The organism is Chryseolinea soli (assembly GCF_003589925.1).
Taxonomy (GTDB): domain Bacteria; phylum Bacteroidota; class Bacteroidia; order Cytophagales; family Cyclobacteriaceae; genus Chryseolinea; species Chryseolinea soli.
Window position 1 is genome coordinate 7,281,794 of the sequence record NZ_CP032382.1, and the last position, 19,347, is coordinate 7,301,140.

The window sequence follows — 19,347 nt, forward strand, 5'->3', positions numbered from 1 at the left end:
AAATTATAAAATTAAACATTAACCCATTGTTGTCATGACACAAGCTATGAAAGATGTTGCACCATTTTTACAAAGTGTATCCAAGAAAGCTCTTCTGGTGATCGATGTGCAAGAGAATTTGCTAAACCCAAAATCGAAATTGCACATGGTTCCCGACGAAGTATTGCCGATGGTGAACAATGTCAATAGACTCATCCAGCTTTTTTTAAAAACCAATCACCCCATTATTTATACCGTCAACGAGTGGACCAATCCGATCCTGAATGCTTTGACCGGAAATGTTTGTAAAAAAGGGAGCCCGGGCGTGGGGATTGACAAACAAATCAATGTCGTGAGCGACAGGATCTATTACAAATCCAAAATGAATGCATTGTCCGACAAAAACCTCGTTGCCTTTTTGCATCAGCAAAATATCGAGGAATTGTATATCACGGGTTTGTTTGCCGAAGCGTGTGTGAAGAGCACTGCAAGGTCTGCGGTCCGGCATGGCTTCACCACGGTAGTGGTTGAGGACGCGGTAGGCTCAAAAAGTGTCGAGCACAAATTAAGATGGATAAAATATTGCCAGAAAAAGGGAGCCACCATCATGACCAGCGATCAACTGACGGAATAAATAAAACCAACGTCGTCCTTGGGGATCGGCGTTTGCTGAAAGGATTAGCGCGGTTGCGTTGCCTCTGCTTTGCGAACGAGATTCGCGATCCGATCGGAAAACGCCGACCACAAGGCAGGCGGAAAGCCATGCCCCACGCCTTCGAATATGACCAGCTCGGCGCCCGGAATGGCTTCCGCGGTAGCCTTTCCGCCGCTGACATGAAGCATCTTATCGGAGTCACCGTGTATGACGAGGGCCGGGACGTGCAGCCGTCGCAGTTTTTCGGTGCGGTCACCCGACTTCAGGACCGCTATTTTTTGGCGCAGCGATCCCAGGCGGTCATGGTCGCGGTCCCACGCACGGCCTGCATTTTCTGCGGCCTTTGCTTCATCCAACGGGTACTTCGGTGAGCCCACCGCTTTGAACGCCTTTACCTGCCATTCTATAAAACCTTGCTTGTCACCGGGTGACGCACCCAAATGCGCCAGCGCCGACCAGTCGGGTTGGCCAACCGATGAGTTTCCGGTAGTAGACATCATGGAGGTGAGTGACCTGATGCGTTCGGGATATTCTATGGCCATGGTCTGTGCGATCATTCCGCCCAAGGACACGCCCACGACATGCGCGCTTTTGAAACCAAGGGCGTCCATTAGACCAATCGTATCGGCGGCCATGTCGGAAAGGGTATAAGAAACGGAAGCATAGTCGCCTTTCATGGCCGCCGCAAAGTCAGGCTCGGGAGCACTGTGGAAGTGTGTGGACAAACCGCAGTCGCGGCTATCGAAGCGGATGATCTGCAGGCCACGCTGAACCAGTTCTGTGCAAAATCCATCAGGCCATCTGTACATTTGTCCGCCGACGATCAGCAGAACAGGAGGCGACGCGGTATCACCAAAACGCTGGTATACCATTTCGATCTTTGCGGGACCGACATTAACGGCTTTTTCTTCCTTCATTATAAACCCGTGTTATTACCCTAAATATAATCAGCAAGATAAAAATACGAGCGGCGATACATTTCTAAAATAACTTTCCCTTTAGCCACCCGCCGAGAATAAATAAAAAACCCATGGCGATTACGCTGGGGATATGAAACCACCCTCCCACCCACATGGCGATTTGTCCCACCGATCGAATAAGTTCGATCGGTGACGTCATATGTTGACTCACGTATTTACCAAACGAAGAGTTTTTAAGCCGTTCAAGATCAGCAAAGGCGACCACGATCATGGTTACTACGACGGACGGGCCGAGAAATAAAATCAAAAACCAACTCATCTTATTTTGCCAGGCCAAATAGGTCGTAAAAAAACCAGTGCCAAAATCGACGCACAATTTCACCGGGTGAATTTGCTGGTAGAGCATTTTTTCTTTGAAGGTCATTGAAATCCAATTTATTGAATAATGATAAGCGTCCCTACAACAATGCAAATTGCTCCAATCGTTTTTTGCATCGTCAACGTTTCGCCCAAAAAGACCACTGAAAACAAAATCGTCAATACCAAACTAAGTCTATCAACCGGGGCTACGGGGAATGTCCTCCTTAACTGCAGGGCTTTTACATAACAGAGCCAAGAGAGTCCTGTCGCAATGCCGGAAAGAAAAAGGACAATTACATTCTGCCGGGTTAGTGGCGCGGTTGCATCGGTTCGTCCTCTCATCAGCGCCATGGCCCAAACCAAAAGCAACACCGAAAATGCGCGCACGGCGGTTGCCAAATCAGTGTCTATATTTTTCATCTCTACCTTGGCAAAGGAAGCCGTCAATACGGCAAGAAATGCAGGCAACAAAGTGTATATCCACCACATAGGTACCTAATGAGCGTTCTTATTTTCCATTCACTCCGTTCGTCTTCGCGCCAGGTCACCCGTGTTGAGGTCAGCATTTCTTTCCTTTCTCCGGAAGATGTGCCTGGCAACATATTGCGCATCTCTTCCCACACCGCCGATGACGCCGGACGTAATTCCAAATTGAAATAACATCCCCACAAAATAGAGTCCTTCGTGTTCTTCCAGAATACCGCGATCTGTTTTAGGCCACCCCTGCTCATAAGGAAGATCCATTTTGATCCAGGAAAAATCCGGCTCGAAGCCCGTTGCCCAAATGATCGAGTCGACGGCGATGACGCTTCCGTCTTCAAATCGGGGTTGGCCGCCTTCAACATCCGTTACCCGTGGCATTTGTTTTACTCCGGCGGCCACGACATCTTCTATCGATACGTTAACCAGCGGGCCTCCTCCCCGCAGCACTTTGGGCCTTGCCTTCCTGCCCAGCGGTGTGTTCACGGTCACAAAATTTTGTATGAACCACCAATAGGCTCTGCCAAAATATCGAAATACAAAATCGGGAATGCGGACCGTCGGATTCCCAGCCAGGAAAACCTCGTGCGTCTTGGCCAAGTCGATGGCAATTTGAACACCGGATGCGCCAGCGCCTACCACCAAAACCTTACCGGGCGGAATTTGCGAGGGGTTCAGATAGCGTGAAGAATGGAGATGAAGGATCTTGCCGTTCAATTTTGCTCCAAAGGACGGGATTTTTGGTGCTTGTTGGGCACCGGTGGCCACGACCACATTGTCGGCTGAAAAAACTTCTTCATTTGTCGAAATCTCATATTTAAAATAGACGTAGTGCAGCGTTCGCACCTTCCTCTTTAAATAAACCGGCAGGTTGTGTTTCCTGGCATACTCGCTTAAGTATTCTGCGATTTCCATTCTCGAAGGGTATTTTCCTTTTTCACCCCGAAATGAATAGCCCGGCAAACTATTAAACTGCGACGGCGTAAATAACACGAGCGAATCCCAGCGCGTGGCCCACGATCCTCCCACGCCCTCCGATGCGTCGACGATGACAAAATTTATTTTATGTTTCTGCAAATAAAATCCGGTGGCTAAGCCGGCTTGACCAGCACCAATAATGACCACCTCAAAATGTTTTTTGTTAATGCGTTCCATAGCCTGTGAGATTTATGTATGCGAAATGGGGCGAGCGAAAAACAGATTGTGAAATGGGCTCCTGCCTGGCTCGTTGTCTTCAAAGGAAGGCGGCCAGCCCCCGAAAAGCAATCACGGAAAATGTTGATTTAATTCGCGCGACGAGATTTCCGCACGTTTCACAGCAGGCTATGATGACGATTATGAAAAGTGTAAACAACAACCACTCCGATCTCGACGACAGATCGTATGCGGAGGTCAACATACAAAAAAATATTACAGAAGATCTTCGCGGTGACTGATCACCGATGAACTTATCTTTGGAATGTCAGGTGTAGCGATTTATTGGGAGACCGTTTTTTACTATTCATATTTCAACGTATCCACAGGATTTGACCGCGCCGCTTTTACGGCCTTCAGCGCCACGGTGATCACCACAATCGCGCCACTGATGAGGAGACCGGAAGCAAAATAGAGCGGGTTCCACGCAATGCGGAACGCGAAGTTCTGCAGCCACTGATCCACGATCAGGTAGGTGAGCGGCGCGGCCAACACGAAAGCCGCCAACACCAGCAGTACATATTCTTTTGAGATCAGGTAAAGGATGCTGCTCACCGACGCGCCCAGGACCTTGCGGATCCCGATTTCGGCCAGGCGTTGGTCGGCGATAAAGGAGATCAGTCCATACAAGCCCAGCACGGCCGTGAAAATAGAGAGCGCCGAAAAGATCATGAACACTTTGCTGAGTCGTCGTTCGCTGTTGTAAACCTGGTTGATGGATTGATCCAGGAAGTGAAACGAAAGCGGCTTCTCGGGTTCAAACCGCTTCCACTCGCGCTCGATCGCCGCGAGGGCTTCTGTCGTTTTTCCTTTCTCAACCCTCACGGCCGCATACCACCGCGGCCAGCCAAACCAGATGATGAGGGGGTCTATTTTTTTCTGCAGCGGTTCAAAATTGAAATCTTTCACGACGCCGATCACGCTCCCTAACTTCACCGGCCGGCCGGCATGGTCGAGCGCTTTTCCTACCGGGTCGCTCCAACCAAAGGCGCGGGCCGCCGCTTCGTTGATGATGAACCCGGCGGTGGAATCCGTTGCATGCTCGCGCGAAAAATCGCGGCCCTGCACCATCTCCAGTCCCATGGTCTTCACAAAGTCGTGCGTGATGTTGAGTATTTTTACAAACTGTGTCTTCTCCTTCCCTTCCACCGTGAAGCTCATGAACTGCACTTCCCTTCCAATCGGTTCCGACACAGACGAGACACTGACAATGGAGCTCTCCGACAACAAGTTGTTCTTAAACGCAAAATACGATCCCGGAAGATTTGTTCCCCGGATGGTCACCATGATGATCTGGTCTTTGTCGTAGCCCAGGGACTTATCCTGGATAAAGCGAAGTTGCCGGGCGATGACGATGGTGCCGATGATCAGAAAAATGGAGATGGCGATCTGCGCGCCCACCAGCAACTTCCTGAACCCTCCATTTCCCTTGCCTGGTTTCCAGACCCCTTTTAAGACCCGCTGCGGCTCAAACGAAGAAATGAAGAACGCCGGATAAGCGCCCGACAAAACCCCGACCAGAATAGTAAACAAAAAAATGCCACCCATAAGGGGAGCATTCTCCCGGACATTCAGCGACAGCGAAACCTCCAGCAGGTTGCTGAATAAGGGCAACATCAATTGAAGGATCAAAAAAGCAAAACACAACGCGATCAAACAAACCACGACCGACTCGAGGATGAACTGCAGCCTCAGGTGCGACTTCAAGGCGCCCAGCACTTTGCTGATGCCGATCTCCTTGAACCGGCGCGAAGCCGTGGCCATGGTCAGGTTCACAAAGTTGATGGCCGAGATGACGAGCACCAGCACGCCAACCGAGATAAAAATGTAGAGATTCTTGATGTTGCCGTTTTGCACCAGGTCGGTGTTGTAGTCGAAGTCCGAGTGCAGGTGAACATCGCCAAGGGCCTGGACATAAAACTTCGCGTTAAAATCTTTCTGAAAATCCGGCAGCTTGTCCGACGCAATTTTGTTGATGCCGGCCTCGAGGATGGGCACCTTTAAGGGATCCTTGATGGTGAAGTAGGTCCAGAACCAGTCGTTGTTATACTCCTCGAGGAATTTTGTATCCTTGGACACGCCTGAACTCGCGATGTTGGAAAGCGGAATGACAAAGTCAAATTGGAGATGGGTGTTGGAGGGCAGGTCTTTCACCACACCGGTAACTTCCAGGTCGGTCTGGTTGTTGAACCGCAGCGTTTTGCCCAAGGCGCTCCCCGTCCCGAAATATTTCGCTGCCATTTTCCGGTTGATCACTACTGCGTTGGGATGGGCCAGCGCGTTTCGAGGGTTGCCTTCCAAAAACGGAAAATCAAATAGATCAAAGAAAGAGGAGTCTGCAAAGATCACCTTCTCTTCGTAGAAGACGTTTTCGTTGTAACGGAAGGTGGGAACCATCCGCGTATACTTGTAATTGATGATCCGCGTATAGCCACCGACATCTTCGTTGAAACGCGCCTTGATCTCGGGACCAAACGCCGGGAACGTAGTGGGAATATGATTGGTGGTGCCACCCACCGTTGACGACGCTGTTATCCGATAGATCGATCCCGCTTGCGCAAACATTTTATCATAGCCCTGCTCGTGCCGGAGATACAACGCGATCGCGATAAAACTGGCCAGGCCCAGCGACAATCCCACAACGTTTATGGTGGCGTGGACGCGATGCTTGTTCATGTGGCGAAGCATCATTTTAAAAATATTTCGAAGCATAGCGGATGCGTTATAATTTTCGGATAGGTGAACCTTGTTTTGCAGGTCAGGCCAGTGTGCCGGGTCGATGTTCCGGATCACTTCTTCATAAGCCTTTTTGAAGGCCAGACCCTCTCCTACACGCTGCTCCATTTCACAACACACGTGATCGACGAGCTCTTCGAAAAGATCGCCGGCGGCCAATCCCTTCTTCCGCAGATCGTAACGGATATAATCGATTTCACTTTTGGACAAGCGCATGCTTTCAATACTTAAGCACCAGGTTCATCGCCTTCACAAAATCAAAATAGCTTTGCACCTCCCCCGTGGCCGTTTTATTGCCGGCACTGGTCAGGGAGTAATATTTCCGCGCGCGGTTGTCGACCACGACCGTTTTGGTGACCAGCAGGCCTTCGGCTTCGAGTTTATGGAGGGTGGGGTAAAGCGCCCCGAAGGTGAGTTCGATCTCGCTGTCCGTTCGCTCTTTGACCAACTGGGTGATCTCGTACCCATACATTTGTTTGTGTTCCGAAAGCAGCTTCAGCACAATCACCCGCAGGGTCCCTTTGATCAGTTCTTTTGAAGTCATGGCGGTATAGTCAGCTAGATAAACGGCGTATTATATAAGAAAGTTATATATACTGAAGAAAATAGCAAAATTCGCCCGGAGGCTCGATAGTGAATCTCCGCACTCTCGCGGCGTCATAAGATTATCCATTAAAACCAAAGTTTAATCCATCTACAGTCTTACCCAGTACGATAATTTTACAGAAAACAATCGTTTTAGATGAAAAACAAAAAGACTATAGCGATGCTGGGAGCGCTCATTCTGTCGCTTCGCAGAATCGAAAAATCAGAAAAAAATCCAATCCTCCGGATCAGCCGGCATTCCTCCTTTGTCCTGCTGATCCTGTTGGCCCTTTCCCTCCGCACCTTTGGCCAGCCTAATCCTGCCAACCTTGACCTATCGGGACCGTGGTCTTTTCAGATCGATCGAAACGATGAGGGCGTGAAAGAAAAATGGTTTACAAAGACGTTGGACGACCGCATCACGTTGCCCGGATCGATGGCCTCGAACGGCAAGGGAGACGACATCGCCGTGAACACGCCCTGGACCGGGTCGATCTTTGACTCCGCCTTTTATAAGGCACCGGAGTTTGCACCCTATCGCCAGCCTGGAAATATAAAAGTGCCCTTTTGGCTACAACCCGGAAAATATTTCAAGGGCGTGGCCTGGTATCAGAAAACCATCACGCTTCCCGCATCGTGGAGCGATAAATTTGTGGAGTTGTTCATTGAACGTGCGCATTGGGAAACCACGGTATGGATCGACGATGTGCCCTTGGGGCAGCAAAACAGTTTAGCGGTGTCGCATGTGTATGCCCTTCCTGCAAAAATTCGTCCGGGTGTTCACCGCATCACCGTTCGCGTCGACAACCGGGTGAAACAAATTGATGTCGGACAGAACTCGCACAGCATCAGCGATCACACGCAAACGAATTGGAATGGGATGATCGGAAAATTGCAGCTCCAGGCGAAACCGCTTATCCATATTCACACCGTAAAGATTTTTCCAAACCTCAAAGACCGGAATCTCCGGGTGCAGGTTCAACTGATCAACACCACACATCAAAAAACAAGGGCCACCCTGGAACTACAGGCCCGGCCGACCGCATCCCAAACCAGCAACCTGAAAAAGATAAGCAAAGCCCTGGAGGTGCAAGCCGATTCCAGTGTTGTGGAAATGGAATACGACATGGGGAGCGCCCCGCTTTTGTGGGACGAGTTCAACCCCAACCGGTATGTGTTGGCGGTGATTCTTTCTCCCGAAAAAGGAAAAGCAGATGTTGAAGAAGTTGATTTTGGGATGCGTGAATTTTCATCTTCCGGTACGCAATTCACGATCAACGGCCGTCCTGTATTTCTTCGGGGAACGCTCGAGTGCGCGATCTTTCCAAAGACGGGGTTTCCGCCCACCGACAAAGCGGCCTGGACAGATGTCTTTGTCGCATGCAAATCTTTTGGATTGAATCATGTTCGCTTCCACTCCTGGTGCCCTCCCGAATCTGCATTTGATGTCGCCGACAGCCTGGGCGTTTATCTACAGATCGAGTGCTCCTCCTGGGCCAACCAGGGTTCGTCCGTAGGCGACGGCAAGCCGGTCGACCGTTACATACAGCAGGAAAGCGAGCGCATCGTGAATGCTTATGGCAACCACCCTTCATTTTGCATGATGGCGTATGGCAATGAACCCGGAGGCGACCACCAGGTGAAATACCTCACCGACTTTGTGAACCATTGGAAACAACGCGACAATCGCCGGCAGTACACCACGGGCGCCGGCTGGCCGGTGATTCCCGAAAATAATTACAACAGTACTCCCGATCCCCGCATTCAACACTGGGGAGAAGGATTGAAAAGCATCATCAACGGCAAGGCTCCCGCCACCAATTACGATTGGTCTGGGATCATCAACCAGTGGTCCATTCCTACCGTCAGTCACGAAATTGGTCAATGGTGCGTGTTCCCTGACCTGAAAGAAATCGCTCAATACGATGGTGTGTTGAAAGCGAGGAACTTCGAGATCTTTGAAGCCACATTGAAGAAAAATCACCTTCGTCACCTGGCCGATAGTTTCCTGCTCGCTTCCGGAAAACTGCAGGCGCTCTGTTACAAGGCCGACATCGAAGCTGCCCTTCGAACAAAAAACTTCGCCGGCTTTCAACTCCTGGATCTTCATGACTTCCCGGGTCAGGGAACGGCTTTGGTCGGTGTGCTCAATCCTTTCTGGAAAGAAAAAGGCTACATCACCGCGAAAGAATACAGCCGCTTTTGCAATGCCATCGTCCCGCTTGCCCGGTTTTCGAAGATGATCTATTTGAACGATGAAGCCCTTGATGTCCCGGTGGAAGTTGCCAATTTTGGTAATGCCGCGCTGAAGGATACACGGTCGACCTGGGAGATTGCCGATCGTTCGGGGAAAGTAATTTTCAAAGGCGAATTTCCTAAAGCCGTTATCCCTGTCGGAAATGGAATTGAACTTGGCCGCATTAAGCAAACCCTAAATCAAATTGTCACCCCCTCCTTCCTGACGTTAACAGTATCCGTCGGCGTTTTTCAAAATTCCTGGGATCTCTTTGTATATCCGGCAAAACAACCCGAAGCAACGGATGAGATTCTGGTGACCGATCATCTTGATAAGCGCGCTGTCGACGCCCTGAATCAAGGTGGCAAAGTTATACTCACGGCGCGAAAAGGATCGGTCAAACCAGAATTTGGCGGAGATATTCCTGTCGGCTTCTCCAGCATTTTCTGGAACACGGCGTGGACCCATGGCCAGCCGCCACACACGCTGGGAATTCTTTGCGATCCTCAACATCCCGCCTTTGCCTTGTTTCCCACACAATATCACAGCAACTGGCAATGGTGGGATGCCATGAGTCACTCCAACGCCATCTTGCTCGATGCTGTTGACCCTGCGCTTCATCCCCTTGTGCGGGTGGTCGACGACTGGGTGACTTCGCGATCGATCGGCTTGATTTTCGAATGTTCCGTTGGCAAAGGCACGCTGATCGTGTCGGGAATTGATTTGCTCACCGGACAGGACCAAAGACCGGAGGCGCGACAACTGTTGACCAGTTTAAAAAATTACCTGCATAAAAAATCCAGCCGCCCCTCGTTGGCGGTGTCGCCCGAGAAAATCGCCGGGATCTTTAAATAGACAACGAAGGGCGACCCTTGCGCCGGTAGACGAACCTGCATTCCTGTTTACCGGCGCTTTTCATTTATGAAAATTGCGTCTACGAATGGCCTGACGGCGATCGGCCGGAAAATCCGCGCCGACAAAAAAGAAGCCTGAATATTTCGCTAACTTGACTTCTCGTCCCGCTGAAAAGAGCCCCGGGCCATTCTATACATTTAAAGCAACACAACATGGTAGTCTTTGATCTATCCAAAGTAGCCGTTCAACTCAACGCCGTGGATGCCCATGCCAACGAACGGTTTAGCGAAGTTCAGACGCTCATCCAAAATGGTTACGTGAGCGAATTCACCCCCGACGAAAAGAATGCCGCCGACAACGCATTCAACCGCCTCGAAGAAGTCTTTACCGCATTGGCAAAGACGCATGAACGTTTGAAACGACTTAAAGAAGCGTATGAGGATGCGTTTGAAAAAGAAACGGACTAATTATTCAGGCTGCCCGCGATAGCGTAGTATAAAAAAACAATCCCCTGCGTTTATTCATAGCGCAACGCATCCACCGGATTCGCCGACGCGGCCTTGAAGGTGTGTAGCGAGATCGTGGCCCACGCGATGGCCATGACGAGCAGGCCGGGAACGGCAAAGATCCACCACGAGAGTGAGATCCGGTTGGCGAATTCATTGAGCCAATTGTTCATGACCAGCCAGGAAACGGGCACGGCGATGACGATCGCGGCAGCCACCAGCAAGGCGAACTCTTTGCACAGCAGGGCAATTACTTGCGACACGGTGGCACCCAAAACCTTTCGCACGCCGATCTCTTTTGTGCGCTGCACCACCATGTAGGAAGAGAGACCGAACAATCCCATGCACGCAATGAAGATCGCCAACGTGGCAAACACGCCAAATACTTTTCCGAATTGTATATCGGCCTGGTACTGCTGGTTGTAGTAGTCATCCATAAAAAAGAACTGGAAGGGATTGCCGGGGAAATAGGATTTGAATTTCTCTTCGGCCAGCGTCACAACAGAGGGGACATTGCTGGTTTTGATGTGGATGGAATAAAACGTGTGGGCATCCGGAATATTTCTGAAGATCAGCGGCTCGAAGTTTCGTTTCATGGATTCCTGGCGGTAGTCTTTTAGCACGCCCACGATCTTGAAGGTGTCGCCCCAGAAAAAGATCTGCTCGTTCAACGCTTCCTTCGGCGTTTTAAAACCCGTTTGCCGTATGGCCGATTCGTTGAAGAGCACGGCGGCGCGATCGGTCTTTATTTCCTTCGAAAAATTCCTCCCGGCAATTAGCTCCAGCCCAAACGTGGGAACAAACGCCTGATCAATACCCAGCACGCGATACTCATTTGCCGACTCGTCAGTCTCCTCAATGCGACGGATCCCTCCGGCGTTCCAATCGGGCTGCCGGCCTGGGATACTGGTCGACGCCGTCACGCCAACAATCTCCGGATAGTTGGTTAGATCGTCATGAAATGCATAAAAGCGATTCACATACGTGGAATCGTTGATGTCCGGGCCCCGCACGATGATGGTTTGGTCGATGTTCACGCCCTTGTCGCTGTTCCGCATAAAGCTGAGCTGCCGGTACACGGTGAAGGTTCCAACGATCAGGGTGATCGATGCGGCAAATTGAAAAACGACCAGCCCCTTTCGCAGGAATTTTCCGCGCGGAGAACCCTGCAGTTTGCCTTTCAATACGGCGGCGGGCTTAAATCCAGACAATACAAATGCAGGATACAATCCTGACGACAGCACGCCCAGTATAAACACGGCAACCGTGCCCAGCAGGAAAACGTCATTGCTAAAGAGCGACGTGTCCAAATTCCTTCCGGAGAGCGCTGCAAAAGTGGGCAACAGCAATCTGACCAGCACGAGTGAAAGCACAAAGGCCATGAGATTGATGATAAACGACTCCAACAGAAACTGCCAGATCAATTGCGACCGGAGACCTCCCAGCACTTTCCGCACGCCCACCTCGCGCGCACGTTCCATGGACCGCGCCGTCGCCAGGTTTACATAATTGATCCAGGCGATCACCAGGATGAAGGCCGCAATGATCGCCAGGAAATACACCGACTTGCCATTCCCGTTCGGACCATAGTCCATCATGAGGTTGTTGGCAAAAAGATGGATCCGCGTGATGGGCTCCAGCGTGAACACCATGCCCGCATTATATTTTTTAAATCCTTCGCCTTCCCGTTTTTCGACAAATGCCGGAAGCTTTGCCTGTAGGGTGCTCACCTTTGCATTCGGATAAAGTTGCACGTAGGTCATGAACCCGTCCCAATGAAAGCTGTTTAACGCGTCCGGATTCTTGAAATAGGTCAGGTAGGTTGAAAACGAAAGCAGGGCATCAAACCGCATATGACTGGTCCCGGGCACATCTTCAAACACACCGGTGACGACCCATTCTTCTACGCCATTCTTACGGAGCATTTTCCCGATCGGGTCTTCATCGCCAAAATATTTTTTTGCAAATGTCTTTGAGACGGCCATCGTATGCGGCTCGCGGAGTACCGTCGAGTCGACGCCCTTCACCAACGGGAAAGAGAAGACCTTGAAAAAATCTTCGCTGGCATAGTAGATGTGCTCTTCCTTGAACGCAACATCGTCGTGACCAAACGTCTGCTTGTCCTCGCACATGCGGACATAGTACTCGACTTCCGGGAAATTATTTTTAAGCTCCGGACCAATCCCCGCGGCACCCGCGGCCCATCGCGTAGTGACCTCTCCCTTGCTGTAGCGGTCCAACTGTACGCGGAAGATCCTGTCTTTCCGCAATTGGTCCTGGTCGTAGCTAAGCTCGTGCATCACATAGCGGGTGATGAGCATCGACCCCGCCAACCCAACGGCCAATCCCAATACATTGATTATCGTAAAGACCTTGTTTTTCAGGGTGCTGCGGACAGCGGATTTGAGGTAGTTCCGGATCATGGCACAGGCTTTAAGGTGAAGGAATAAAAAAGTTTACCAACGATTTAGGATAAGGTTACATAGATATCGGTCATTTTTTTATGCTTTTTACAATAAACGGTCGCCTAAAATACCTTCCGCAAGATTAAATCTTCAAATTCCCTTCTCGTTCATGTTAAACCTTAGCCGTCCATTTCGTCCGGCCACTACGACAACAGATGGGGTTTATTCAAATATGTGTTCCACAGGAATTCGCCGACGATCGTATTCGCCCAGGCAAACCACTTCCGTGTGAACTTCGTCGCATCGTCTTTGTGAAAAGATTCATGCATAAAGCCCGTTCCGCCTTGGCATGATTTCAATGTCTGGATGCATTTTTTGATCTCATCTTCATTCTTGCTGGTGAGTCCGCGGATGATCACGCTGAGCGGCCAGATCATCTCCATGCCGGCGTGGGGACCGCCGATGCCTTCTCCGGCCTTTCCTTTGAAATAGAAGGGATTGCTGTCGGAAAGCAAGAGCTTTCGTGTGTTTTGATAAATCTTATTGTCCACCTCCACGGCGCCGAGGTAGGGAAGCGAGAGCAGGCTGGGGATATTGGCATCGTCCATGAGGTTGAAGCTGCCCATGCCATTCACTTCATAGGCGAACACCTTTCCAAACTCGGCGTGATCTACGGTAGCGTAGAGGTTGAGCGCGGTCTCTACTTCTTTTGCCAGCGACAACAAGGCGTCGGCCAACGTTGCATCATGACTGACCGTCCGGATCATCTCGGCGGCTTGCTTCAGGCTGACCACGGCAAAGAAATTGGAGGGGATCAGAAAGGGGAAGATCGTGGCATCGTCACTGGGACGGAACATCGAGCAGATCAGTCCCACGGGCTTCACCGGATAGCCATAGCCATTCAGTGGCACCCCATCGGTAGCCCAGGAGGTGTTGCGTTGAAACGTGTAGGGACCGTTTCCGTCTTTTCGTTGCTGCTCTTTGAAAACACGCAATGTATTTTGTATGCCTTGCTTCCACGATGCGTTGAAGGGCGTGGTGTCGTTCGAGGTTTTCCAGTAGTGATACGCCAACCGGATCGGATAACACAGCGAATCGATTTCCCACTTGCGTTCGTGGATGCCGGGTTTCATTTCCGTGAGGTCGTCTTTCCATTCGCTTATTTTGGATTCGTCATCGTAAAAGGCGTTGGCGTAGGGATCTTTGAGAATGCAACGGGTCTGGCGGTGGATCACACCCGCTACCAGGTTCTGCAGCGCCGGGTCGCTCTTCATAAAGGGAAGGTAGGGCCAGATCTGGGCGGTGCTGTCGCGCAGCCACATGGCGTCGATGTCGCCCGTGATGATATAGGTGTCAGGGTCCGCGCCTTTTGATTTCAGGAACACGGTGGTGTCTAAGGTATTCGGGAAACAATTCTCAAACAACCATCCCAGTTCAGGATCTTTGACGTGGGATTTGAAATCAGAAATAGCTTTTTCGATGGCAGGGCTTGAAAAGTTTCGCTGGGCCTGGGCTTTCCGTACGACGGGAAATTCCGGGGTGATGGGGTTGGATTTCCAGGTATCCGCGAGGATAGCTCCGGTTCCGAGGGCGCTGAGATGTTGGAGGAATTCAAGCCGGTCCATGTTTTTTAGTAGTTAGTAGTCAGGGGTAAGTAGTCAGTAGCCAGTAGTCAGTAGTCAGTAGTTAGTAAAAAATACTAACTGCGGGACCTTTGTTGTCCTGGCGCTGATGTCCATTCCAGTCAAAGTTTCGGCATTTTTTTCGTGCTATGCAACAAGATGGCAATCGTGCTGCTTTTTTTGAACGATGTCTTCGGAATAGCCAAAAGAATTATCGATTTTCCTTTTTGAGGCTGCCGGTCATTCAGTGGTGCTTACGTTTGCACTTATGAGAAGGGATATCTTCTGAGGGTTCGGAAAAGAAGTAGGTTGGGTATCCAGAATGTCTACAGAATAGGTGGCTTGATTTATATAGTGCTCTTCAAAACTTAAAATATCCTTGTTATGCAGCCTTGGATCCTCTATGCGATCATTTCGATGATCTTTGCCGGCCTCACTTCGGTGCTTGCAAAATATGGACTTCAGAACATCCATCCTGACCTTGCGCTGGGCATTCGGACTTCTATTATTTTTATACTGGTCGCTTGCTTAAATCTGGCGGGCGATAGATACAGGGAGCTTTCGAATTTGACCTGGTTGCAGGCGGGACTTTTAATTGCCTCGGGGATCACTACGACAGTGAGCTGGATCTTTTACTACCGGGCTATGAAGGATGGTTTGGTTTCTTATGTGGCGGCCATTGACAAGGCGAGCATATTGATCACGTTGCTGTTTTCGTTTGTGCTTTTGAAGGAGCCTGTTACACCAAAAATTCTGATGGGTGGGTTTCTGATTTTTGCAGGGATGATTGTTTTGATTTGGAAATGACTTCATGTTCCACCGCCCCACTTCATTTCTTAATCGGCAGGCGATTTTCTATCTTGTTTTAGCAAAAAAAAACCTCTTATGATCATTGTTCACGACATTTTTGTCTGCAAGCCAGGCAACGCCTCGAAGCTGGGCAAGAAATTCAAGGAAGGCATGCAAGGAAACTCCGAGCTGGTCAACATCCTCACGGATATGACCGGACCATTCAACCGTGTGATCATGGTGACGAAGTATGATAGTCTTACCGCCTATGAGCAAAGCTGGGAGAAGTACAAAGAAAATTCAGAAGCCATGAAAAAGATGGCCGCGGCCATGGAAGGCTATCACGATATGTATCTCACCGGTTCGCGCGAGATCTTCCAGGTTTGGTGAACGCGTGTGTTATTGCAACTCGTTGTCGAGACGGGTGGCGATGAAGGTGCGTTCATGCTGCGGATAGGTGGCCGTTTTCTCTTTGGCCTGGGTGTTCATGCGCGCTTTCTCTTCGATCTCGTGGACGGTGAACTGGTATTCTTCCACCTTCAGAAGATTGTCGTAAGGACCTTTGCCGGCAATGAGTTTCACCAGCACCGGGGCGGTCTCGATCGCGATGAATAAAAGCATGATGAACAAGTGTGCCCAAAGAATAGCGCCGCTTTTGGCTGTGAGGTGACTCATGGCTTCTATGCGGGCAGCGGGGCCGTCGATCTTGTTTCGTTCCAGGTCGCCCAGGGCGGCGTTCATCTGGGTGTTATTTTCGGCGACGCTTTTTTCCAGTGCGGCGATGCGTTCATAGTTGTAGTCTGTCAATGTCTTCAGCTCGGCCTCGGCCTTATCGGCATCTGCTTTCTTGACTTTATAGATGGGGCCCAGATTTTTTTTCCGGCTGCCCCCGGTTCCGTCGGCTTCTGCCTGGGCGGCGCTGACCAGGGCGTCGCGTTGAAGGGCTTTTTGGGTCACTTCCGTTTTCAAGGCATTTACGGCGGCCTTCAGGCTATCGCCCATGAACGCAAAACGGCTTCGCGTCAAGGCTTCCTCCTCTTTGTAGGCTTTTTGTTCCATGGCCGTCAATTCCGGCGCGATCTCCTTTTCAAATATTTTGAGCTCCAGCGGCTTGGCGATCACAATGGAAATGAAAACGGCCAGCACGATCCGGGGGGTGGCCATCAACCATTCGCGCGCCGGCTTTCCTTCCTTGCGCATGCTCGACACAATATAGCGGTCCAGGTTAAAGATCATGAGTCCCCATAACAGCCCGAAGGCGGTGGCGATCCACAAGTTGTCGAAAACGGTGTTCAGGGCGTAGCCGCCCGACAAGCTGGCAAACAAGCCCGTAAAAAATATGGTGGCGCCAATACCGGCGTATTTGCTGGTTTCGGATGGGCATTTCTCAAGAATATGCCGATCCACCCCTGAGCAAATCAGAAAAAACGTCGTGACCTTTTTCATGTACATAGTAACGGTGCCTGTGTTGCCGATATTGCTGTCGCCCGTTCAATAAAAGTGCCATGATGAAAAAGGCGGTTGCCGGGGCCAGAACGGGAAGCCTGGGCCGCGAAGTGTGCAGATGTGAACAGGAGGTTGTACGGTCTGACTTCGGATCTATACGGGTTCTGCTGTCGCGTCTTTTTGCTTCCTGGGGAAATTGACCGCCATCGTAAAGACGGTCGTGATCAGCAGGATGACCGGCAGTTCATCCAAGTCCAGGAAATATCCCTTGTCAAAAAGCAAGACCAGCGAGACGGAACCTGCGATCGTAAAGAGAACAAAGATCAATCCTGCGATGATCAGGTTTACCGCCAGCCATTTCGTACGGACGAACGTGATGATGATCACGTTCAGCAGGGCAAAAGCCAATAGGATAAGTATCCTGTATACCTCTCCGATCTCATCAATATAATCCTGATCGCGGATGGTGCGGATGATGTTTGCGCTCACTTCGGTGTCGTAGAGATCCGGCAGGAGGTTTTCCTGTCCGTAGTACTCGTTCAGGGGAGTGATGCGGCACTGCTGATAGTAATACAGACTATCCGTCAGGTAGTCGCCCATGTAACCGACTAAAATAGTTTTACCCTCCAAGGCGCCGTACCACAGGGGTGCGTCTTTCAATTCGGCTCTCATGAATATGCTTTGTTGTTCCGGCGCATAGTTGATCATCTCCCGGTCGTTTCCTCTTGGCTTGAAGCCGGTCAACAGGAATTCAAAGTAGTCCCTCCTGTAACAATCAAAGTGCGTGACCACGTTGCCCTCGTTTATGATTTCGCTCAAGGCTCCCCTGCCCCTCCCCCGGCAATCCACAAAAAAAATATTCGGTACGGCAGCATACTGCTTCACGATGGCGCTCATATCGGTTGTGTAGTGGCACAGATTTACGCCCACAACCGTGGGCCCTGAAAGCAATAGGGAGTCGAGTTTGGGTTTTAATTCACCGGCCTCCAATCGTCCGATATTCAACATCAGCATTTCTTCTTGTGCTGCCGGTTGGGTTCGGATGTAAAACAAATTTTCGCGGGTCATTTTTGTGATGTCCAGACTGAACAGCCGGATGTTCACAAAGTGATATACCGCAACAATCCCCAATGTGACAAGGAGCGCGATGGCGTACTTATAAGGTTTTAGCATCCAACAGGATTTAAAATAAAGTGTGTTCGTTTAAACATCTTGCGTACGGTCCAACCCAAGCCTTAACGTTTGAACAGGGAAGGCGCCGTTGTGTGTTTCTCTCCCGTTACATTACAAAAAATTAAGCTCAATTTCATCATCTCCAAGGCCTAAGTTTGAACAAGCCCTGCGCCGATCCTCCTTTTGTGTTTCAGAACGAACGCTCTAAATCCAAAAAGTCTACAGAATCCCGTTTTACCTTCAAATCGGTCAGGTTAGGATGGACTATTCCATTTCCCTTCGCCACCCAAATTCTTCCTCCTTATAAATCATTCAGAAATCATGAAAAACTATTGCCATTCACTCATTGGAATATTTGGATTTGCCATGCTCCTGGCGAGCACCAGCCTGAACGCCCAAACCTCAGGCTATCACCTCGTGAAGAAAACCGTGATCGGCGGAGAAGGAGGCTGGGACTACCTGGCGGTGGACCATGAAAACGGCAAAATTTTTCTCTCGCATGGAAGCCAGGTGGAAGTCCTGGATTTGAAAACCCACAAATCCCTGGGTATTATCAAACCTACCAGCGGTGTTCATGGCATCGTGGCGGTGCCGAAAATCAACCGGGGCATAACCACAAACGGGAGAACGAATACCGCCACCATCTTCAACTTGAACACCCTCGCTCCTATTGTTGAATTGCCCACGGGAAAAAATCCTGATGCTTTGCTCTATGATCCCTACTCAGACCGCGTCTTTGTTTTCAATCACAGCGGCGCCAGCGCGACGGCGATCGATATCGCCAATGGAAAAATATTAGGAACCGTCGACCTGGGTGGCGATGGTGTAGAGGCCGGCGTATCGGATGGAAGGGGAACTATTTTTGTGAACCTGGAAGACACCCATGAGATCGTGTCGTTCGATGCCAAATCGCTGGCCATTAAAAACCGGTGGAGCGTTGCCCCGGGCGAAGAACCCACCGGCCTGGCCATCGACACCTCCACGCGTCGCTTGTTTAGTGTTTGTCACAATGAACTCATGATCATCGTGGATGCCAATACCGGCAAGGTGGTTTCGAAGGTGCCCATTGGCAAACGCGTGGACGGTGTGGTCTTTGATGCCGCTTCAAAATTCGCGGTCACCTCAAATGGCGAAGGCACGATGACCGTTGTGAAGGAAGTTTCGCCGGTTAAATTCTCTGTTGTCGAAACTGTCGCGACAGCTCCAGGAGCAAGAACACTGACAATAGATCCCGTGACGCACCACATCTTCCTGTCTACGGCACAATACGGCGAAACACCCGCTGCGACGGCTGATAATCCGGAGCCCCGGCCCAGCATTGTGCCCGGAACTTTCATGCTCCTGGAGTATGGGAAAGATTGACCGGATTTGGATTGACTCCAGCGGACCTCTTTATACAGAAAATC

Annotated in this window: 16 protein-coding genes; 6 read left to right on the top strand and 10 right to left on the bottom strand. The window is 50.4% G+C overall.

From position 1 onward, the window contains the following. The first annotated feature begins 34 nt into the window (after nucleotides 1-34). Nucleotides 35-613, top strand: a complete 579-nt coding sequence (locus tag D4L85_RS30160) for a cysteine hydrolase family protein (protein ID WP_119757847.1) — start codon at nucleotides 35-37, stop codon at nucleotides 611-613. 44 nt (nucleotides 614-657) lie between these two features. Here the strand turns inward: D4L85_RS30160 and D4L85_RS30165 are convergent, their stop codons facing one another. The 6 genes from D4L85_RS30165 to D4L85_RS30195 all read right to left on the bottom strand — a co-directional run bounded on the left by D4L85_RS30165 (nucleotide 658) and on the right by D4L85_RS30195 (nucleotide 6,868). Next, nucleotides 658-1,551 (bottom strand): alpha/beta fold hydrolase, encoded by an 894-nt coding sequence (locus D4L85_RS30165; protein WP_119757848.1) that lies wholly within the window; start codon nucleotides 1,549-1,551, stop codon nucleotides 658-660. A gap of 64 nt (nucleotides 1,552-1,615) precedes the next feature. Further along, entirely contained in the window at nucleotides 1,616-1,978 is a 363-nt protein-coding gene (locus D4L85_RS30170) for a hypothetical protein (RefSeq protein ID WP_119757849.1), read from the bottom strand. 11 nt (nucleotides 1,979-1,989) lie between these two features. Next, entirely contained in the window at nucleotides 1,990-2,403 is a 414-nt protein-coding gene (locus tag D4L85_RS30175) for an EamA family transporter (RefSeq protein ID WP_119757850.1), read from the bottom strand. Nucleotides 2,404-2,433: 30 nt separating this feature from the next. Further along, the gene (locus D4L85_RS30180) at nucleotides 2,434-3,549 is read right to left on the bottom strand and encodes a flavin-containing monooxygenase (protein ID WP_119757851.1); all 1,116 of its coding nucleotides are present in this window, start codon (nucleotides 3,547-3,549) and stop codon (nucleotides 2,434-2,436) included. A 342-nt stretch (nucleotides 3,550-3,891) separates the two neighbouring features. Further along, the gene (locus tag D4L85_RS30190) at nucleotides 3,892-6,540 is read right to left on the bottom strand and encodes an ABC transporter permease (protein ID WP_119757853.1); all 2,649 of its coding nucleotides are present in this window, start codon (nucleotides 6,538-6,540) and stop codon (nucleotides 3,892-3,894) included. Between the two features lie 4 nt (nucleotides 6,541-6,544). Further along, complete coding sequence (locus D4L85_RS30195) at nucleotides 6,545-6,868, bottom strand: PadR family transcriptional regulator (protein WP_073132353.1); 324 nt, start codon at nucleotides 6,866-6,868, stop codon at nucleotides 6,545-6,547. 198 nt (nucleotides 6,869-7,066) lie between these two features. On the opposite strand from D4L85_RS30195, the gene D4L85_RS30200 reads away from it, so the two are divergent. Next, nucleotides 7,067-10,000, top strand: coding sequence for a glycoside hydrolase family 2 TIM barrel-domain containing protein (locus D4L85_RS30200; RefSeq protein ID WP_228450676.1), 2,934 nt, complete (start codon nucleotides 7,067-7,069; stop codon nucleotides 9,998-10,000). A 212-nt stretch (nucleotides 10,001-10,212) separates the two neighbouring features. After that, nucleotides 10,213-10,467 (top strand): hypothetical protein, encoded by a 255-nt coding sequence (locus D4L85_RS30205; RefSeq protein ID WP_119757854.1) that lies wholly within the window; start codon nucleotides 10,213-10,215, stop codon nucleotides 10,465-10,467. 50 nt (nucleotides 10,468-10,517) lie between these two features. Here the strand turns inward: D4L85_RS30205 and D4L85_RS30210 are convergent, their stop codons facing one another. After that, nucleotides 10,518-12,929 (bottom strand): ABC transporter permease, encoded by a 2,412-nt coding sequence (locus D4L85_RS30210; RefSeq protein ID WP_119757855.1) that lies wholly within the window; start codon nucleotides 12,927-12,929, stop codon nucleotides 10,518-10,520. A gap of 185 nt (nucleotides 12,930-13,114) precedes the next feature. Then, nucleotides 13,115-14,536, bottom strand: a complete 1,422-nt coding sequence (locus D4L85_RS30215; protein WP_119757856.1) for a glycoside hydrolase family 125 protein — start codon at nucleotides 14,534-14,536, stop codon at nucleotides 13,115-13,117. A 381-nt stretch (nucleotides 14,537-14,917) separates the two neighbouring features. Here D4L85_RS30215 and D4L85_RS30220 point away from each other — a divergent pair, with 381 nt between their 5' ends. Both D4L85_RS30220 and D4L85_RS30225 read left to right on the top strand, forming a co-directional pair. Then, nucleotides 14,918-15,340, top strand: a complete 423-nt coding sequence (locus tag D4L85_RS30220) for an EamA family transporter (protein WP_119757857.1) — start codon at nucleotides 14,918-14,920, stop codon at nucleotides 15,338-15,340. Nucleotides 15,341-15,418: 78 nt separating this feature from the next. Next, nucleotides 15,419-15,712, top strand: coding sequence for an NIPSNAP family protein (locus D4L85_RS30225; protein WP_119757858.1), 294 nt, complete (start codon nucleotides 15,419-15,421; stop codon nucleotides 15,710-15,712). A 9-nt stretch (nucleotides 15,713-15,721) separates the two neighbouring features. Here the strand turns inward: D4L85_RS30225 and D4L85_RS30230 are convergent, their stop codons facing one another. Together D4L85_RS30230 and D4L85_RS30235 are read right to left on the bottom strand one after the other, a co-directional pair. Further along, on the bottom strand, nucleotides 15,722-16,768 hold the full coding sequence (locus D4L85_RS30230; protein ID WP_119759003.1) for a DUF4407 domain-containing protein: 1,047 nt from the start codon (nucleotides 16,766-16,768) through the stop codon (nucleotides 15,722-15,724). A gap of 153 nt (nucleotides 16,769-16,921) precedes the next feature. Further along, nucleotides 16,922-17,941 (bottom strand): hypothetical protein, encoded by a 1,020-nt coding sequence (locus D4L85_RS30235; RefSeq protein ID WP_119757859.1) that lies wholly within the window; start codon nucleotides 17,939-17,941, stop codon nucleotides 16,922-16,924. 321 nt (nucleotides 17,942-18,262) lie between these two features. Between D4L85_RS30235 and D4L85_RS30240 the strand changes: the two genes are divergently transcribed. Further along, on the top strand, nucleotides 18,263-19,303 hold the full coding sequence (locus D4L85_RS30240; RefSeq protein WP_119757860.1) for a YncE family protein: 1,041 nt from the start codon (nucleotides 18,263-18,265) through the stop codon (nucleotides 19,301-19,303). Nucleotides 19,304-19,347 lie beyond the last annotated feature (44 nt).

What these genes read in the sequence shown, in the direction of transcription:
- D4L85_RS30160 (WP_119757847.1), top strand. Translation starts at nt 35, where the DNA reads ATGACACAAGCTATGAAAGATGTTGCACCATTTTTACAAAGTGTATCC.
- D4L85_RS30165 (WP_119757848.1), bottom strand. Translation starts at nt 1,551, where the DNA reads ATGAAGGAAGAAAAAGCCGTTAATGTCGGTCCCGCAAAGATCGAAATG.
- D4L85_RS30170 (WP_119757849.1), bottom strand. Translation starts at nt 1,978, where the DNA reads ATGACCTTCAAAGAAAAAATGCTCTACCAGCAAATTCACCCGGTGAAA.
- D4L85_RS30175 (WP_119757850.1), bottom strand. Translation starts at nt 2,403, where the DNA reads ATGTGGTGGATATACACTTTGTTGCCTGCATTTCTTGCCGTATTGACG.
- D4L85_RS30180 (WP_119757851.1), bottom strand. Translation starts at nt 3,549, where the DNA reads ATGGAACGCATTAACAAAAAACATTTTGAGGTGGTCATTATTGGTGCT.
- D4L85_RS30190 (WP_119757853.1), bottom strand. Translation starts at nt 6,540, where the DNA reads ATGCGCTTGTCCAAAAGTGAAATCGATTATATCCGTTACGATCTGCGG.
- D4L85_RS30195 (WP_073132353.1), bottom strand. Translation starts at nt 6,868, where the DNA reads ATGACTTCAAAAGAACTGATCAAAGGGACCCTGCGGGTGATTGTGCTG.
- D4L85_RS30200 (WP_228450676.1), top strand. Translation starts at nt 7,067, where the DNA reads ATGAAAAACAAAAAGACTATAGCGATGCTGGGAGCGCTCATTCTGTCG.
- D4L85_RS30205 (WP_119757854.1), top strand. Translation starts at nt 10,213, where the DNA reads ATGGTAGTCTTTGATCTATCCAAAGTAGCCGTTCAACTCAACGCCGTG.
- D4L85_RS30210 (WP_119757855.1), bottom strand. Translation starts at nt 12,929, where the DNA reads ATGATCCGGAACTACCTCAAATCCGCTGTCCGCAGCACCCTGAAAAAC.
- D4L85_RS30215 (WP_119757856.1), bottom strand. Translation starts at nt 14,536, where the DNA reads ATGGACCGGCTTGAATTCCTCCAACATCTCAGCGCCCTCGGAACCGGA.
- D4L85_RS30220 (WP_119757857.1), top strand. Translation starts at nt 14,918, where the DNA reads ATGCAGCCTTGGATCCTCTATGCGATCATTTCGATGATCTTTGCCGGC.
- D4L85_RS30225 (WP_119757858.1), top strand. Translation starts at nt 15,419, where the DNA reads ATGATCATTGTTCACGACATTTTTGTCTGCAAGCCAGGCAACGCCTCG.
- D4L85_RS30230 (WP_119759003.1), bottom strand. Translation starts at nt 16,768, where the DNA reads ATGAAAAAGGTCACGACGTTTTTTCTGATTTGCTCAGGGGTGGATCGG.
- D4L85_RS30235 (WP_119757859.1), bottom strand. Translation starts at nt 17,941, where the DNA reads ATGCTAAAACCTTATAAGTACGCCATCGCGCTCCTTGTCACATTGGGG.
- D4L85_RS30240 (WP_119757860.1), top strand. Translation starts at nt 18,263, where the DNA reads ATGAAAAACTATTGCCATTCACTCATTGGAATATTTGGATTTGCCATG.